The organism is Streptomyces aurantiacus, from assembly GCF_027107535.1.
In the GTDB taxonomy this organism is placed as follows: Bacteria; Actinomycetota; Actinomycetes; order Streptomycetales; family Streptomycetaceae; genus Streptomyces.
Genome location: NZ_CP114283.1, coordinates 5,928,301 through 5,945,468, shown reverse-complemented (window position 1 = coordinate 5,945,468; position 17,168 = coordinate 5,928,301). Strand labels below are relative to the sequence as shown.

The 17,168-nt window shown below is 73.0% G+C and carries 14 protein-coding genes and 1 pseudogene; 9 read left to right on the top strand and 6 right to left on the bottom strand.

Going from position 1 to position 17,168, the window contains the following annotated elements; translation table 11 throughout:
• Positions 1–58 precede the first annotated feature (58 nt).
• Positions 59–1,081 carry a hypothetical protein gene (locus O1Q96_RS28660; RefSeq protein WP_269250903.1) on the top strand — a complete coding sequence of 341 codons (1,023 nt, stop codon included), beginning with the start codon at positions 59–61 and terminating at the stop codon, positions 1,079–1,081.
• An 85-nt stretch (positions 1,082–1,166) separates the two neighbouring features.
• Positions 1,167–1,592, top strand: a complete 426-nt coding sequence (locus O1Q96_RS28655) for a DUF6003 family protein (RefSeq protein ID WP_269250902.1) — start codon at positions 1,167–1,169, stop codon at positions 1,590–1,592.
• Between the two features lie 50 nt (positions 1,593–1,642).
• On the opposite strand, the gene O1Q96_RS28650 is transcribed toward O1Q96_RS28655, so the two are convergent.
• A complete protein-coding gene (locus O1Q96_RS28650) occupies positions 1,643–3,985 on the bottom strand; it encodes a protein kinase domain-containing protein (RefSeq protein WP_269250901.1) in 2,343 nt (780 codons plus the stop codon).
• Positions 3,986–4,461: 476 nt separating this feature from the next.
• On the opposite strand from O1Q96_RS28650, the gene O1Q96_RS28645 reads away from it, so the two are divergent.
• The 6 genes from O1Q96_RS28645 to O1Q96_RS28620 all read left to right on the top strand — a co-directional run bounded on the left by O1Q96_RS28645 (position 4,462) and on the right by O1Q96_RS28620 (position 10,756).
• The gene (locus O1Q96_RS28645) at positions 4,462–4,965 is read left to right on the top strand and encodes a 2Fe-2S iron-sulfur cluster-binding protein (RefSeq protein WP_269253759.1); all 504 of its coding nucleotides are present in this window, start codon (positions 4,462–4,464) and stop codon (positions 4,963–4,965) included.
• Complete coding sequence (locus tag O1Q96_RS28640; protein WP_269250900.1) at positions 4,962–5,954, top strand: FAD binding domain-containing protein; 993 nt, start codon at positions 4,962–4,964, stop codon at positions 5,952–5,954. The genes O1Q96_RS28645 and O1Q96_RS28640 overlap by 4 nt, the downstream gene beginning before the upstream one ends.
• Positions 5,955–5,977: 23 nt before the next feature.
• Positions 5,978–8,113 (top strand): xanthine dehydrogenase family protein molybdopterin-binding subunit, encoded by a 2,136-nt coding sequence (locus O1Q96_RS28635; RefSeq protein WP_269250899.1) that lies wholly within the window; start codon positions 5,978–5,980, stop codon positions 8,111–8,113.
• 65 nt (positions 8,114–8,178) lie between these two features.
• Entirely contained in the window at positions 8,179–8,601 is a 423-nt protein-coding gene (locus tag O1Q96_RS28630; RefSeq protein WP_269250898.1) for a hypothetical protein, read from the top strand.
• A gap of 93 nt (positions 8,602–8,694) precedes the next feature.
• Complete coding sequence (locus O1Q96_RS28625; protein ID WP_269250897.1) at positions 8,695–9,594, top strand: helix-turn-helix domain-containing protein; 900 nt, start codon at positions 8,695–8,697, stop codon at positions 9,592–9,594.
• A gap of 190 nt (positions 9,595–9,784) precedes the next feature.
• Entirely contained in the window at positions 9,785–10,756 is a 972-nt protein-coding gene (locus O1Q96_RS28620) for an SMP-30/gluconolactonase/LRE family protein (protein WP_269250896.1), read from the top strand.
• Here the strand turns inward: O1Q96_RS28620 and O1Q96_RS44675 are convergent.
• The 5 genes and pseudogenes from O1Q96_RS44675 to O1Q96_RS28600 all read right to left on the bottom strand — a co-directional run bounded on the left by O1Q96_RS44675 (position 10,689) and on the right by O1Q96_RS28600 (position 16,262).
• Positions 10,689–11,108, bottom strand: a complete 420-nt coding sequence (locus O1Q96_RS44675; RefSeq protein ID WP_419587074.1) for a helix-turn-helix domain-containing protein — start codon at positions 11,106–11,108, stop codon at positions 10,689–10,691. The two genes, O1Q96_RS28620 and O1Q96_RS44675, sit on opposite strands and share 68 nt — an antisense overlap.
• Positions 10,993–11,325: pseudogene (locus O1Q96_RS28615) on the bottom strand (PucR family transcriptional regulator ligand-binding domain-containing protein); the annotation flags it as partial. The gene O1Q96_RS44675 and the pseudogene O1Q96_RS28615, both read right to left, overlap by 116 nt.
• Before the next feature lie 229 nt (positions 11,326–11,554).
• Positions 11,555–12,868 carry an MDR family MFS transporter gene (locus tag O1Q96_RS28610; protein ID WP_269250895.1) on the bottom strand — a complete coding sequence of 438 codons (1,314 nt, stop codon included), beginning with the start codon at positions 12,866–12,868 and terminating at the stop codon, positions 11,555–11,557.
• Positions 12,865–14,754, bottom strand: a complete 1,890-nt coding sequence (locus O1Q96_RS28605; protein WP_269250894.1) for an ABC transporter permease subunit — start codon at positions 14,752–14,754, stop codon at positions 12,865–12,867. Before O1Q96_RS28605 ends, O1Q96_RS28610 begins: the two co-directional genes overlap by 4 nt.
• 5 nt (positions 14,755–14,759) lie before the next feature.
• Positions 14,760–16,262, bottom strand: coding sequence for an ABC transporter substrate-binding protein (locus O1Q96_RS28600; RefSeq protein ID WP_269250893.1), 1,503 nt, complete (start codon positions 16,260–16,262; stop codon positions 14,760–14,762).
• A gap of 394 nt (positions 16,263–16,656) precedes the next feature.
• Here O1Q96_RS28600 and O1Q96_RS28595 point away from each other — a divergent pair, with 394 nt between their 5' ends.
• The gene (locus tag O1Q96_RS28595; RefSeq protein ID WP_269250892.1) at positions 16,657–17,148 is read left to right on the top strand and encodes a DUF5990 family protein; all 492 of its coding nucleotides are present in this window, start codon (positions 16,657–16,659) and stop codon (positions 17,146–17,148) included.
• Positions 17,149–17,168 lie beyond the last annotated feature (20 nt).

The window sequence follows — 17,168 nt, the reverse complement described above, 5'->3', positions numbered from 1 at the left end:
GAATGTGCGGGTGACTTCCGCGAAGACAGAGCTACCGCGTCCGAGGAACCGTGGACAGGTGATCGGCGCCGGAGCCGCCGCCGCGGTGTGCGTGCTGGTGGCGGCGTGGCTGCTGCTGATCACCACGCCCGCCGCGATCAGCGAGGGGACCGCGTTCAAGGCCGCGGTCAGGTGCGAGCCGGGCGACGAGGCGTCCGGCGACTGCCTTCGGACCGTCGGCGCGCGCGTCGACCGCACCGAACGGGTGGAGGGCCGGAAGACCTCCTCGTACCGGTTGTACGTCGACGAGTTGGACGGCACCACCAGCGGCACCACGCTCGGAGGCAGCCCGGCAAAGTCCCCGGCCGCCGACCCGGGAGCGAGGGTCGAGGTCACGTACTGGCGGGGGCAGATCCGGTACGTCGACTTCGAGGCGGGGCGCAAGTACACGCACGCGGATCCGCGGGACGACTACAAACTCTTCGCCGCCTGGGGTCTCGCGGTCGGCCTGTACGGCACGGGGTTCCTGTGGTGCTGGTACTGGCTGACGCGGCGCGCCCGGGTCGCGCGGAGAGTGCAGCCGTGGCAGCTCGGCCTGTCCTTCCTGGCCGCCATCTGCCTGGCCGCCGTCGGCGGGTTCGCCCCGTGGGCCACCGACGACATGGGGGCGGCGCTCCTTCTGGTCGGGCAGGCCACCGCGGTCACCGTGGCCGTCTGCTCCGTGGCCGCCGTGTTTCTGTGGCGTCGTCAGGGCGGAGACGAGACCATCGACGTGCCCCCTTCCGTTCCCGCGGAGGAGAAGCACTTCGCGGGGCAGATCCTGGGCGAGGTGCCCTATGCGGACCGCGGCACCCACCTGGTGGCCGGCGCCGGATACCTGGCGAGCACACCCGGACACGCGGGCATGGCCCACCGCCGGTCCGTGCCGGGCTCCCTGACCCCGATCCGCGTCCGCCACCCGTACTGGACGGACCCGTCCTCCCCCGCGTACGAGGGCCGGGCCTGGGTCCTGGAGTGCGAGGACGACGGCGTACCGGTCCTGATCGTCACTCACCAAAAACACATGCCGTGGGTGGTGGGCGCCCTGGCCCCGCGGTCGTGACCGTGGCTCGTCAGGACGGCGGCGGTAATCCGGGTGCGGTGGGGTAGAGGAAGATCGATCAGTCCCCGTTGAGAAGGAGCCGAGGATGACCGACGACGCCTACCTGTTCCTGCTTGACGACCCGGCCGTGTCGCTCGGGGTGCCTCCGGCCGCCGTCGGTGATCTCGCCTGTATGGAGACTCCGGCGGTACGGGCGTGGCTGGATGCGCAAGGGAGCACACCCACCGCGCCGGAACTGCGGTTGCTGCCGCCGGAGGAGACGGGGGCCGTCCCCGAGGGCGCGGAGCGGTTGCCGGTGCCGTTGAGCGACGAGGAGCTGAGCCGTGTGCGCCGGCGCCTCGTCCCGGAGTCGCCCGCCGGACTGGAAGAGGAACTGCTGGCTTTTCGTGACTGCGCGGACGGCCGGGACGGCCTGATCGGACGGGCGCTGGCGGCGGGCGTGCCGCCGCACCGCATCGTGGAACTGACCGGGGTGGACCCGGCCACGGTGACCGCGGCGGCCGGTGGCTGACGACGGGGGAGCGCAGGCGCCGTACGGAGGGGCGCCGCTGAGGTCCCGCTTCAGGACTGCGGCATCGGGAGGGCGTACACCTTGTCGAAGTGCTGGGCGATCAGCGGCGCGGTTCCGGCGCCGGGTTCCGTGCCCTCGGCGCAGGAGAGCTGCCAGTCGTTGATGCCGGTGTTCCGGCCGTCGGTGAAGTTCCAGAGCAGGTCGCCCGTCCGGCCGTCGATCGCGTAGAAGCCGTCCTTGTTGTGCGCCGCGGTGACGAACACCGTGCCGCCGCCCGTCACGAGGGAGTTGTCCAGGTCCAGCGGAGGGGTCTCGCGGAACCAGCGGGCGGAGCCGTCGGCGGCGTCGAACGCGGCGACGCCGTGCGGGCTCCTGGTGGTGCAGTACACGGTGCCGGCCGCGGCGGCGACGGAGGCGAATCCGCCCCGCTTCTCCCTGGCCCGCCAGCGCGGCGAGCCGGACTCCAGGTCCACGGCGAGGAGTTCGCTGTCGACGGCCAGGACGGTCCCGCCGAGCAGCACCGGGGCGGTGCGCGTGTCCGAGTCGGAGTTCATCTGCTGCCGCCACAGGACTTCCCCGCCGCCGCTGCCGGTGCCACGGGCCGTGAGGCGGTGGAGCCCGTCGAGGTAGATGAAACGGCGGGATTCGAGGACCGGTCTCAGTTCGAGGCCGATGTCCTCCTCGCTGATGGGGATGACGTCGGCCCGGCGCGCGCGGAGGTCCGTGCTGAGGACGACGTTCGTGGAGGTGGCCGGCCCCCGCGAGCCGTCCGGGCGTGCTTCGCGGTTGAAGCGCAGACCGGAGATGGAGACCCGGCGTTCGTCGAACCGGCCGAGCAGGGTGTCGAAGCGGAAGTCCGCTCCGAAGTCCAGCGAGAAGCGCTCGGCGCCCGTGTCCGGATCGACGCCGAGCACGGTCGCGCCGGTGCCGAGCGCGACGACCTCGTCCGAGACGAGGAGAGCGGGCGTGGGGGACTGGCTGATGCCCTGGTAGGTCCACCGGGGGCGGGTGCCGTCGTCGAGGCCGAGGCAGACCAGCGTGCCCGACTGCGTCTTCAGCACGGCCGTGCCGTTGTGGAAGAGCGCGGGTGCCTCGACGAGCGGATCGCTCTGGTAGGTCCACAGCGGTTCCGGCGCCGGACCGGCGGGCTGCGGGACCGCTGACGCGCGGTCGTCGGGTCCGTCGAGCAGGGCGGCGATACCGGAACCCAGGGCGGCTGTGCCGAGGACGCCTGCCGTGAGGACCGTCCGGCGGGAAGGGCGCGACGCGCGCGGCCGCCGTGCGCGGTGGGTCACCGGCGCCGGCGGCTGCTCGCGCCTCGGGACGGTCGTCGGCTCCTCGGGGAAGACCACGCGGTGGGGACTCTGACGCTCCGTGAGGAACCGGTCGACGGCGAGACGCGGGCCGGTGCGGCCGTCACCGGAGGAGGCGGCGGCCGGGCCGAGTCCGGGAGCGGGTCCGGCTCCGGGGCCTGAGCCGGCCGTGGCGGCGTGGGCCGGTTCCCGCTCCATCACATCCGCCGAGGGCGCGAGCCCGAGGTCCAGGTCCATGAGGGCGGCTGCCCGGCGGCCGACCGAGGAGGCCACCGCCTCCGGGAGCCAGCCGTCCCAGTCCAGCGTGTCGGCGCCGCCGGGTGCGCACGCCGCCGACACCCGGTCCGGAGTGGGCCGGGCCGTCGGGGACTTGTCCAGGCAGAGCCCGATGATCCGGTCCAGCGGGTCCGGTACACCGGTCAGGTCCGGGGTGCCGTGCACCACCTGATACAGGAGGGTGGCCGCCGAGGAACCGTCGAAGGGCGCGTTCCCGGTGGCGGCGAACGCCAGGACCGATCCGAGGCAGAACACGTCCCCCTCCGGGCCCATCGGGTCACCCGTGGCGTGCTCGGGGCACATGTACCGGGGGGAACCCAGCAGGACGCCGGAGAGGGTGAGTTCGTAGCCGTCGGTGGCGCGGACGATGCCGAAGTCGATGACCCGCGGGCCCTCGGCGGAGAGCAGCACGTTGGACGGTTTGAGATCGCGGTGGACGAGTCCCGCGGAGTGCACGGCGATGAGTGCCTCCGCGATCCCGGCGCCGAGAGCGAGTACGGACTTCGGTGGCAGCGGCCCGTACTGCTCGACCGCGTCGGCCAGGGTCGGTCCGAGGATGTGCGTGGTGGCCAGCCAGGGTACGGGGCCGTCCGGATCGGCGTCGAGAACGGTCGCCGTGTATCTGCCGCTCACCGCGGCCGCCGCCTCCACCTCGCGCCGGAAGCGGATCCGGAAGACCTTGCTCGCGGCCAGTTCCGGGCGGATGGCCTTGACGGCCACGGCCTGTCCCTGGTCGTCCCGGGCGAGGAAGACCTCGCCCATCCCTCCGGAACCGAGCCGTGCGACAAGACGGTACGGCCCCAACTCTTCAGGGTCCGTGGGACGAAGTGGCTCCATTGCCCTCAGCTCGCGTGTTCCTCGTCGGATGAACCTGGGGGTGAGACTAGGGGCTGGCGGGACAGTTGGGGTGTGCAACCGAGCAACCTATGGCCATTACTTGACGTTTCAGATAGAAACCGTACGGCCGGTCTTCGAAACCCCCGGACGAATCGGATCTTTCGCTTCCGGCCGCGCGTACGCCCGCCCCGGGAAGCATGCTTCCGGCGTGCGGGAAGGTGTGGCGGGCCGCAGCCTGGATACGCGAGCCGAGTGGTTCCGAGTGCCGTTGGAAGGTCACGAAGAGCATGGGCAGCCGACATCACAGCGCGGACGCGGACGACGGGGGCACTCGCCCCGGGAACGAGAGCGCCGCCACTCCCGGGGCGCCACCGGAACCGGCCGGGCGCCCGCAGCCGGAGAGCGGCGCCGCCACATCACCCGATCGCCACCACTCCGAGGTGATGCTGAGGGTGAACGGCAAGCCGCACACCCTCACCGTCGATCACCGCTCCGTCCTGCTGGACGTACTGCGAGAGCACCTTGGCCTGACCGGCGCCAAGAAGGGGTGTGACCACGGCCAGTGCGGTGCCTGCACGGTCCTGGTGGACGGCCGTCGCGTCAACGGCTGCCTGCTGCCCGCGGTGGCCATGGACGGCTACGACATCACGACGGTGGAGGGACTCACGGACGGTGACGGCGAAGCCCTCCCCCCGCTCCAGCAGGCCTTCCTGGACCGCGACGCCTTCCAGTGCGGTTACTGCACACCGGGGCAGATCTGCAGCGCCCTCGGCGCCATCGCCGAGGCCGAGGCCGGTCACCCCTCTCACGTGACAGACCCCGCGACACCGTCCGGGCAGCCGGTTCCCCTCGGACCGCACGAGATCCGGGAGCGGCTCAGCGGCAATCTCTGCCGCTGCGGCGCCTACCCGAACATCGTGAGCGCCGTCGAGGACGTGATCCGGTGAAGCCCTTCGCCTACGCACGCGCGGCCACCGTCGAGGAGGCGGCCGAGCTGTACGCCGCACATCCTGGCGCCCGCTACCTCGGCGGCGGCACCAACCTGATGGACCTGATGAAGCTCGGCGTGGAGGAGCCGGCCACCCTCGTCGACGTCGGCCGGCTGCCCCTCGACACGGTGGACGAACTGCCCGACGGATCGGTACGGATCGGTGCCACGGTCCGCAACAGCGACCTCGCCGCCCACCCCACGGTGCGTGACCGCTACCCCGTGCTCTCGCAGGCGCTCCTGTCCGGCGCCTCCGGACAGCTGCGCAACGCGGCCACCACCGGCGGCAACCTTCTCCAGCGCACCCGCTGCCCGTACTTCCAGGACACCGGGAAACCCTGCAACAAGCGTGCGCCCGGCTCCGGTTGCGGCGCCCGGGACGGCGTTCACCGCGACCACGCGGTGCTCGGGCACTCCCCGGGGTGCATCGCCACCAACCCGTCGGACATGGCCGTGGCCCTGGCCGCCCTCGACGCGGGTGTCGAGCTGTTCGGGGCCGACGGCCCACGGACCGTTCCCGCCGCGGAGTTCCACCGGCTGCCCGGGGACCGCCCCGAACAGGACACCGAGATCCGCCCCGGTGAACTCGTCACCGGCGTGATCCTGCCGAGCGCGCCGGCCGGGCTGCCCTCGCTGTACCGCAAGGCCCGCGACCGGGCCTCGTACGCCTTCGCGCTCGCCTCCGTCGCCGTGGTGCTCGGCGTGGAGGACGGCGTCGTCCGGCACGCCGGCGTCGCCTTCGGGGGCCTGGCCCACCGTCCCTGGCGGGCCCGCCACGCGGAACAGGCACTGCTGGGCGCCGCTCCCACCACGGCGGCCTTCGAGCGGGCCGTGGACCTCGAACTCGCCGCCGCCGAGCCGCTGCGCGACAACGCCTACAAGGTGCGGCTGACCCGCGGTCTCGCCGTCGACGTCCTGGAGCGGCTCGCGCCGCCCGGCAGGAGCTGAACCGGAACCTCAGGAGGAGCAGCATGGCCGACACCGGCACCACGCTGGGCGCGCCCGCGGAGCGCCGTGAGGGCAGGGACAAGGTCACCGGCAGCGCCCGGTACGCCGCCGAACAGACCGTCCCCGGCCGCGTCCACGCCTGGCCGGTGGCCGCCGCAATCGCCCGGGGGACGGTCCGTACCGTCCACACCGAAGCCGCCCTGGCCCTGCCCGGCGTCCTCGCGGTGCTCAGCCACGACAACGCGCCCCGGCTGGCACCCGCGGACGACCCCACCCTCGCCGTCCTGCAGAACCCGCGCGTGCCGCACCACGGCTGGTTCGTGGCCCTGGTCGTCGCCGAAACCCTGGAGGCGGCCCGGGCCGGCGCCGCCGCGGTCCGCGTCGACTACGACGTCGAGGAACACGACGCGATCCTGACCGACGGCCATCCCGCCGCCTATGTGCCCGACAAGGCGAACGGCGGTCATCCCGCGCACCGCGAACAGGGCGCCCCCGAGGCGGCGTTCGCGGCCGCGGAGGTACGCGTCGACACCCACTACCGGGTCCCGCCGCTGCACAACCACCCCATGGAGCCGCACGCGGCGACCGCCCGCTGGGACAACGGCCGGCTCGTCGTGCACGACTCCAGCCAGGGCGCCACGACCGTACGCGCCACGCTGGCGGCGCTGTTCCGGCTCTCCGAGGACGACATCACCGTCATCAGTGAGCACGTCGGCGGCGGGTTCGGGTCCAAGGGCACCCCACGCCCCCACGTGGTGCTCGCCGTGATGGCGGCACGGGCGACCGGCCGCCCCGTCACCCTCGCGCTGCCCCGGCGACTCATGGCCGCGGTCGTCGGCCACCGGGCGCCCACCCTGCACCGGCTGCGTCTGGGTGCCACCGCGAACGGGGTCCTGACCTCGTCCCTCCACGAGGTCACCACCCACACGTCCCGTATCAAGGAGTTCGTGGAGCAGGCCGCCGTACCCGGCCGGGTCATGTACGCGGCACCCCACCGGCGCACCTCCCACCGCGTGGTGCCGCTGGACGTGCCCAGCCCGTCCTGGATGCGCGCACCGGGCGAGGCACCCGGCATGTACGCCCTGGAGTCGGCGATGGACGAACTCGCCGTCGCGGCCGGCCTGGACCCGGTGGAACTGCGCATCACCAACGAGCCGGACACCGAACCCGACAGCGGCAAGCCGTTCAGCAGCCGCCACCTGGTCGAATGCCTGCGGGAGGGCGCCCGGCGCTTCGACTGGTCCCGGCGGGACCCCCGCCCCCGTGCCCGCACCGAGGGCCCGCTCCTCGTGGGCTCGGGCGTGGCCGCCGCCACCTATCCGGTGATGGTCAGCCCCGCCCGGGCGACGGCGCACGCGCTGCCCGACGGCCGGTTCGCCGTCCGGACCAACGCCACGGACATCGGTACGGGCGCCCGCACCGTCCTCGCGCAGATCGCCGCCGACGCCCTCGGCGTCCCCCTCGACCGGGTACGGGCCGAGATCGGAAACAGCGACCTGTCGTCGGCCCCGCTGGCCGGCGGTTCGTCGGGTACGGCGTCCTGGGGCTGGGCCGTCCACGAGGCGTGCACGCGGCTCGCGGGCGCCCTGGCCGGGCACACCGGGCCGCTGCCGGACGAGGGGCTCCGGGCGCACGCCGACACGGCGGGCAAGGCCGACTCCGGCAGTGACTACGCACGGCACGCCTTCGGCGCCCACTTCGCCGAGGTCACGGTCGACACGGTGAGCGGAGAGGTCCGGGTACGGCGCCTCCTGGGTGTGTACGCCGCCGGACACATCCTCAACGCCCGCACCGCCCGCTCCCAGTTCATCGGCGGCATGACCATGGGCCTGGGCATGGCGCTGACCGAGGGCAGCACCGTGGACGCGGCGTCCGGTGACTTCGTGGAGTCCGACCTGGCCGCCTATCACGTCCCGGCGCACGCCGACGTCCCCGACATCGAGGCGCACTGGATCGACGAGGACGACCCCCATCTCAACCCGATGGGCAGCAAGGGCATCGGCGAGATCGGCATCGTCGGTACGGCGGCCGCCATCGGCAACGCCGTCCACCACGCCACCGGCGTCCGCCACCGCGAACTGCCCCTGACCCCGGACCGGATTCTGGCGGGCTCCGCGGACCCGGCCGGCGGCCGGGGGACGGCGGGGCGGCCCGGGTAGGCGGCGAGCCGGCCCCGACTGATTACATGAGCACCACAGTCGGGCGAGGACGAAGGGGTGGGCACATGCGCCGGAGCGAGGACGAGATCCTGGCCGAGGAGCTCGGCGCTCTGGCCGCAAGCACGGGAGCCGCCGGTGGCCTGACCCGGCTCGTGGCCAAGTGGATGAAGAAGAACGTCCACGAGATCGATCTGATCATTCCGCTGCCGTTCGAGGACGCCGTCCAACGGGTCGTCGAGGTACTCGCACGAGAAGGGCGAGCCACCGACGTCCCCATCGCTGACGCCGTCAGGAACCGACAGCCGATCCGTGTCGTCGTCGGCGCCGGATACGGCGGCATGAACCCTGTCGTCGTCACGGCGCTGGTGACACCGGGGGACGAGGGCGGCTCCCGGGTCGGCATTCGTGCGGCCGCCAAGGAGGGCCTGGTCAAACAGCGGGCCGGTGAGAAGACCGCCGACCGCCTCGCGGCGTTGCTCCGCACCTAGCGGGCAGAGCGGAGCATGTGCCGGACAGACCCTGCCGATCCCTACCCCGGCAGGGTGAGGCACCGATCGTCGGCGGTCCGCATACTCGGCTGCATGAACAGGCACGGGCATCTCGCCGATTTCCTCCAGGCACGCAGGAGCCGACTGCGCCCCGAAGACGTGGGGTTGCAGACCTACGGCGAGCGACGCCGCGTGCCGGGGCTGCGGCGGGAGGAGCTCGCGATGCTCGCGGGCATCAGCGCCCCCTACTACACCCGGCTGGAACAGGGCCGGTCACGCAACGCCTCCCGCGAGGTGCTCGATGCCGTGGCGAGCGCTCTGCGACTGGACGAGTCCGAGTGTGCCCATCTGCACACCCTGGCCCGTGCACCGCGGCGGGGCGGGCCCGGCGGCCGGCCGCGTACCGAACACGTCACTCCGGCGACGAGCGCCCTGCTGGCAGCCGTCCAGAACACGCCCGCGCTCGTCATCGGCCGGCGCAGCGACGTCCTCGCCTGGAACCTGCCGGGCCACGGGCTGTTCGCCGGACATCTCGACCCGGACAGCCCCGACGACCCGGGCCGGCGGCCGAACATGGCCAGGCTGGTGTTCCTCGACGCGCACACTCGTGACCTCTACGTCGACTGGCCCGCCAAGGCCAGGGCCGTGGTGGGCAATCTGCGCCTGACGGCCGGCCGCCACCCGGACGATCCGCTGCTGGCGGCACTGATCGGTGAACTGGCCGTGCGCAGCCGGGAGTTCGCCACGATGTGGGCCGATCACCGGGTCCTGGCCTGCGACGTCGCCGACTACGAGATGCGCCACCCCCTGGTCGGGACGCTGACCGTCACTCAGCAGACACTCCAGAGCCCACAGGGCAGCGGGCCGTCCCTGGTGGTGGCCACCGCCGACGGAGGTTCCCCCTCCGCTGCGGCCCTGGCCCTGCTCGTCCACGCCACCGCGCCGCGGGAAGCGGGCCGGCCGCGCCACGGCGCCGAAACCCGAACCGGCTGACCCGAACCGGCTGACCGAACCCCCTCCGCCGACCGGTGTCCGCCGCGGTGCCCTGTCCGTCGGCCCGGCCCGCAGTCGGCCGCCGCCACGCACACCGGTCGGCAGTACCCCGGCGGCCTCCCTCGAGGCGCCTCCTCGACCACGGCACCGCGCCGCGGCTGCCGTACGCCCGAAACCCAGTGAAGGAACCATGTCCCAGCGACGCATCAGAAAAATCATGACGGCTATCGCGGTGGCCGCTGCCACCCTCGCGTCGGCCGCACCGGCCGACGCCACGTCCGCGCGGGGAACACTGACCGATGTGCGGATCGCGGCCCACTTCGACCTGCCCTCAGGACAACTGCCGGAGAACATCGCTCTGTTGCCCGACGGCACCGCAGCCGTCACCTTCGCCGCCAGTCGCCAGGTGGCCCAGGTGACGCCTCGGGGCGCGACGCGCGTTCTGGCGACGCTGCCCGCACCCGCCGACGGCGGAGTCCACACACCGGTCCTCGGCTTCCCCCTGGCCACCGGCATCGCCCGTACCCCTGACGGCACCGTCTACGTGCTGTACGCGACCGGCACCGCCGACCTCACAGGGCTGTGGCGGCTGCGCACCGGGAAGGCCCCTCAGCGCATCGCCGCACTGCCCGCGGACGGCCTGCCCAACGGCCTGGCGCTGGACGAGCGCGGCAAGCACTTCTACATCACCGACTCGGTGCTGGGCACGGTGTGGACCGTCCCCGTCACCGGCGGTACACCCACGGCATGGTCCACCGCTCCCGAACTCGCCTCGACCGGCTTCCTCGGGGTCAACGGCGCGAAGGTGCGCGCCGGCGCGCTGTGGGTGACCAACCTCGACCGGGGCACTCTCCTGCGCATACCGGTCCGCCCGGGAAACCGCGCGGGCACCCCGCAGGTCAGGGCCTCGGGCATGGCCGGTATTGACGACTTCGCCTTCACGGGCCGCGGCGACGACGTCCTCGCCGCCCTCAACGGCCCCAACACGGTCGAGCACATCCGGTCCGACGGCACCAGGACCACCGTCCTGGACGGCGCCGACGGACTGCAGAACCCCACCTCCGTCGCCCTGCGCGGCAAGGACGTGTACGTGCTCAGTGCCGCCTACACCACGGCCACCGACCCCAACCTGCTGCGCGCACGCCTCGGCTGCCGCGAGTAGGACGTTCCCCGCTGTCCCGCAGGACGTCGAGCGCGGTGAGTACCACGTGCCGTTCGGTACGCCGTTCACCTGATTCGAGGTCACAGTCGAGCAGCCGCTCGATGCTGCGAAGCCGCTGGTAGACGGTCTCGCGGGACAGGCCGCCCTGGCGCGCGGCGGTCGTCCTGTTGCCTGCCGCGTCCAGGCAGAGGCGCAGGGTCGTCAGGAGAGCGGTGCCGTGCCGGGTGTCGTGGTCGACGAGTCCGGCAGGCCTGGACGAGCGTGTCGGGCGGCCGGTGAAAGCGTCGTACGAGCTCGATGACCAGGGCCGCCGCTGAGACGTCGGCGAGTTCGTCCACGTAGCGGCGCACACCGGCCGGGCCCTGCGGCAGCGGCATTCCGGTGGTCAGGACGAGTTCGCCGCCCTTGAGGAACGAGGCGGGGTCGGTCACTTCGGTGATGTGGACCCAGCGGACCGGCCGGTCGAGGCGGGTCGCACCGGTGACGACCTCCGGCCGCCCCGCCGCCAGGACGGGCAGGGCCAGGACGTCGGCCACGGTGGGCGCACGGCCTGTGAGGGCGGTGCCCAGGCCGTCGGACTCGGACGTCCGGGACGTTTCGCCGTACTCGCTCACGGTGCCTCCCTGCCCGCCCCGACACGGCGACAAGCACGGCTGACCTGCGCGAGAACGCGATGACGGGCGCCGCAGAGATCACAGCAGTCACGCCGGACCAGGACCGGCTGACACACCGTCCGAATCCTGCCTCCCGGCCGCACGGAACACGTGTGTCACGGCAGACACCGGCCCTGCGGCCTTGCTACCGACCCGGGTCCGGGTCCCCCTGTCCCTCGGCCGCTCCCGGACGTCGCGGCACCAGTGCCACCGCCAGGGCGGGGACGGCGGCGAGGGCGAGCCATGGGACGGCGGCCGGCAGGCCCAGGTCGATCAGGGACCCCGTGGCCGCGCTGCCGATGAGGACGATCAGGCCCGAGACGGAGGAGAGCGCGCCGACGTAGAGGCCGAGCCGGCCCTCCTCGGCGAGGTCGGGCACCCAGGCGCGGGCGGCGGGCACGACCAGCATCTGGCCGAGGGTCAGCAGCACGACGAAACCCGCGGCGGGCAGGAGCCCCGCGATGCCGGTCCAGCCGGCCGGGCGGGCCACGGCCACGACGGCGAATCCGGCGGCGATGAGCAGCAACCCCGCGCGCATGGAACGACGCAGGTCCAGCCGGTCACCCGCCCACCGGGTGACGGGCAGTTGGATGAAGACGACCAGGAGGGAGGAGAGAGCGAACAGCCACGACAGCGGCGCCTGGGAGCCCGCCGCGCGCTGCACCTCGTCCGGCAGGGCCAGATAGAGCTGGTTGTAGGCGAGCAGATAGCTGCCGTAGGCGCAGCACAGGGCGAGGAAGCGGCGGTTGCGCAGCAGCGTGCCCGCCCCGCCCTTGCCTCGTACGGGAGTGCGGCCGGGGATGTGCTGCGGCATCAGGCGCGCGTGGCCCGCCAGGACCAGGACGAAGACGGCGGCACCGGCGAGGCAGGCGGTGCGGAAGTCCACGGCGAGCAGCAGCGCGCCGAGCAGCGGCCCGACGAACGACCCGGCCTGACCCGCCACCGTGAACAGGGCCAGTACCCGGGTGCGCGGGCCGTGGCCCTCCTCCTCCCGGGCCACAGCCTGCCGGGCCACCTCGGACTCCACGGCCGGGGAGAACAACGCGGCCGCGAAGCCGATCACCAGCACCGAGCCGATCACGGCCCAGGTCGCTCCCGCGTATCCCAGCCAGGCGAACCCGGCGACCCGCAGCGCACAGCCGGCCAGGACGACCGGGCGCACCCCGTACCGGTCGACGAGCCAGCCGCCGACCACGAACAGGCCCTGCTGGCTGAAGGTCCTCAGGCCGAGGACGAAGCCGACCAGCCAGCCCGCCATGCCGATCGCTGTGCCGAGGTGCTCGGCGAGGAACGGCAGCACGGCGAAGAAGCCGATGTTGAAGGCGAGTTGCGTCAGGATCAGCAGCCGCAGCAGCGGTGACAGGGTCTTCCAGGTTCCCCAGGTGCTTTCGCGGCGGGGCTTCGGGGGCCGGGTGCGGCCGGTACGGCGGTTGCGAGCGCGGGATATCAGATCTGTCATGGGGTGTCCGTGGGGGAGACGAGTACGGGGGTCCGGTCCGGGGCGGACGCGGACGGTTCCTGGGGGTCGGGGGGGCCGGAGCGTCCGGCGCAGGGCGCCGCGGAACGCCGGAGCCGCTTCGGGGGCCGGGGACGGCGTACGCCTCCTGCCGCGGTCACCGCCAGGGCCCCCAGCACGGCGAGGACGGCGGCCGGAGCGAGGACCGCCCACGGGGCGCGTTCCACGTAGGGCTGGTTCTCGGCGAGGAGAAGGCCCCACTCGGGGGACGGAGGCTGGGCGCCCAGGCCGAGGAAGCCGAGCGAGGCCAGGGCGAGGGCGATGCCGGGCAGCCGGAGCAGGGCGTGACGGGTGACGGGCGGCAGGACGGCCGGGAGCAGCTCGTGCGTGAGCAGGTACCGACGTCCGGCACCGAGGGCGCGGGTGGCGGTCAAGTGGGTGGTGGCCCGCTCCTGTTGGAGCAGCGCGGAGGCGTGGGCGGCCAGCGGTGACCAGGCGACGACGGCCACGGCGAGTGCCGGTGTCCAGGGGCCGCTGCCTGCGGCCCCGGTGACGAGGAGCGCCGCCAGGACGGGAGGTACGGCGTTGACGGAGTCGACCAGGGGTCCGGACAGCCGGGGCAGCATTCCCAGCAGTACCCCGAGCACCAGGGCGACGGCGGTCACCGCGAGGGCGATGGTGAGGGTGCTCAGCGCACCGTGCGCGATACGGGCCAGGACGTCGCGGCCGAGCGCGTCGGTGCCGAACGGATGCGCGGCGGACGGCGCCCGGAGCCGGACGGCGGTGTCCAGGGCGAGCGGGTCGCGCGGCAGCCCCAGGCCGATGACCGCGAGGAGGAGCGCCGCGTACAGCAGAGGCGTCGTCCGGGGCGCGGGAGGCTCGGGCCGGTGCTGGGAGTGCAGGGCGCCGTCGCGGAGCGCGGGGCCGATCAGCCACCGGGCCGCGAGCCGGGCAAGCATCCCGGCGGCGGCCGCGAGCAGAACGAGAGCGAGCGTGCCGGTCTGCAGCACGGGCAGGTCCTGGGCGAGGGCGGCGCGCAGGGTGAGCCGACCGAGTCCGGGGATGTCGAAGATCTGCTCCACGGCGACCGATCCACCGGTCAGTCCGACGACGAACAGGCCCAGGTTGGGCAGTAGTCCGGGGACGCAGCGGCGCAGCGCCTGCCGGGCCAGCGACTTGGGCAAAACGCCGCGCGCGGCGGCGGCCAGCGCCCACGGCTCGGTGAAGGCACCGGGCAGCAGATCGTCCAGCATCCGCCCCAGCACCGCCCCGGCGGGCAGCCCGAGGGCGAGGGCGGGGAGCACCATCCACTGCGGGCCGTACCAGCCCAGGGCGGGCAGCCAGCCCAGCTGCACTCCGACCACCGAGGCCAGGACGGCGGCGAGGAGGAACTCCGGAAGTGCGGCCAGCACGGCCGACGCCGAGCCGCCCGAGGTACGTTCGCCGAGCCGGCGCCGCGAGCCCAGCCACAGAGTGCGGGCGCACACCGCCGAGGCCGTGCCCGCGGCGATCACCAGGGCCCCTGCCATGAGCAGCAGGGAGACGCCGAGGGCTGACGTGACGGACGGGAGCACGTCGGCGCCGGAGATCCACGAGCGCCCCGCGTCGCCGCGCGACAGCCCGCTCAGCCAGTCACCGAGGAGCCCGAACGGGCCCTCGTCCAGCCCGAGTTCGTCGCGCACGGCCTGCAGCGCCCCGGGCGTCGGGTCGCGTTCCGACGACCGGGCCTTGAACACGGTCAGGGCCGGGTCCGTACGGGACAGCCACGGCAGCAGGCCGATCCCGCACACCAGAGCGGCCGCGAGCACGGCCCGCCACAGCAGCGTGAGCCCGCCGCCCCGCGCGAGGCGGCGCAGGGCGGCGGTGCCTTTGACCAGGAAGCCGGGCATGTCGTTCAGCGCCGGGTCCCGGTGCCCACGAAGGAGCGCTCGTACGGGTCGAGCAGGAGGCCTCGCGCCGAGGAGCCGATGCCCGTGACGACCTTCAGGTGCACCAGTGGAACGACCGCGTCGGTGCCGAGGAGGGTGGCTTCCGCCGCCATGACGGCGTCCTGCCGCTCGGCGGTTTCGGAAACGCTCTGCGCGGCGTCGACGGCCGCGTCGACCTTCTTGTCGCACAGCAGGGACAGGTTGTAGGCGCCGTCGCAGGTGTAGTCCGACGCCAGGGCGGAGACCGGGTCCCCGGTGTCGAGAAGTACGTTGCGTGAGGCGAGGAAGGCGTCGAACTTCCCCGCCAGGGCGTCGCTCTCCAGGCGGGAGTAGTCACGCACCCGCAGCTTCACCTTGAAACCGGCCTTCTCCAGTTGCTGTTGCAGCACCTGGGCGACTTCGGGCAGCTCGGCCCGGTTGGTGTAGGTGGCCAGGGTGATCGACCTGCCGTCGGCCGGGGAGGCCTTCGCCCGTCCGACGGGCTCGATCCGCTTGCCGGCGGCCCAGGTCAGCGCCGGGCCGTAGATGCCCTGGGCGGGCTCGGCATGACCCTCGTAGACGTCCCTGGCGATGACGGAGGTGTCGATCGCCTCGCGCGCCGCCGCCCGCAGTCCCGGATCGGCGAACGGGCCGGACCTGGTGTTGAGATGGAGGCTGGTGTTGCGGGCGGTGTTCGTCTCGTGGACGGTGTCCTTGTCGAGGGAGGCGACCTGCGCCACGGGCAGGGCTTCGGCGGTGTCCGCCTCGCCGGTGCGCAGGGCGTTGGCGCGGGCGGTGCCGTCGGCGATGAACTTCGCGTCGACACCGGAGGCTTGGGCGCGACCGCCCCAGTAGTCGTCGAAGCGGTCGAGGGTGGCCGCGGTGTCGCCGGATATCCTGGTCAGTTCGAAGGGGCCGGTGGCGGTGCCGACCGGGTTCACGGTGCCCTTCTTCCCGTAGGCCCTCGGGGAGAACACCGCCAGGTTCGGGTTGGACAGCCGCAGCGGCAGGACGGGGTCGACCGATCCGGTGCTGACGCGGACCTGGTCCCTGCCCACGGCCTCGGCGCTCAGCTTCACCCCGGACAGCACGGCGGGGGCGGGGTCGGCCTCGGTCACGTGCGTGAGAGCGGAGGCGACTGCCTGCGCGGTGACCTCGCCACCGTCCTGGAACCTGGCGTCCCGCAGCGTGAACAGCCAGCTGCGGTCGCTCTTTTCACGGCTCCACGACTCGGCGAGGGCGGGAACCGCCGTGCCGTTGGCGTCCAGCCGTGTCAGCCCCTCGGCGACGCCCAGCCGGGACAGGTGGAAGGCGTCCTGGCCGTACGGGGAGAAGTTCTCCGTCGGCGTGAAGGCCATCGCCATACGCAGACGACCGCCACCGGAGCCGGACGAGTCCGAGGACGGCGCGTCGTCGCCGGAGGCGAAACAGCCGGAGAGCAGCGGGGCGAGCAGCAGGCCGGCTGCCAGTCGACGGCGGGAAGATCTCATGGTCCTCGTTCTTGTCTTCTTGTCCTGCCAGTGCGGATACCTGGCGACAACCTACATGAACATGATTGTCGTTTAAATCGCAGGAGTCCCAGGTCACACGCTCCGCGCCTCGCCGAGATCGACTCCGGCGCTCTCTCTTGTGCGGCAGACACGCATCTGCACATCATATGCAGTAAGGCCTTCCGGTCCTGTGTCCGCCTCCAGCAAGCCCGGCGACGGCCGGTCCGGAGCGGGAAGGAACGGGGAGAACGGGGAGGAACGGGGAGGAACGGGGAGAACGGGGAGGAGGCCGGGCGGACACGACGGACAGTGGGCCGACGACAGCAGGGTCCGCACGCGGACCGCGTCGCCTCGCCTCGCACGGGATCCGGACGTCGGCGGCATGATGGCCGGTATGCGCATCCGTATCGACGCCGTCGACCTGCCCGGCCTCACCCGCCCCGCTCCCGCCGACGGGAACGTCCCGGCTTACGACAACCTCCACGTCGCCGTGCAACGCCGCGATCGTCCCGGTGAACTTCTCGAACCCCAGCCCGGGGACGCCGAGTCGGCGACCTGGACCCTGGAATGCACCGCGACGGCGTCGCCGACAGGCACCGACGTGAAAGGCCCCTACGTGCAGGACCGTCTGGGCCGGCGGTTCATCTACCTGTCGTGGGGCACGGTCGACGGGGCGGGCCTCTTCACGATGTTCCGGCGCGCCAAGCTCATGCTCGACGTCATCCCCGCCGAAGTGCTCGCCGCTGCCGCCCACGAAGGCCTCCTGGTGGCACGCCTCGGGTTGACCGACGCACAGGGCGGACCCCTGTGCGCACGGATCGTTCCCCCGCACGTCACCTGGACCGCCGAACGCGCAGACGCGGTGAACTCCCCCCACGGGGAGTGAACGGACCGGGGGCCGCCGGC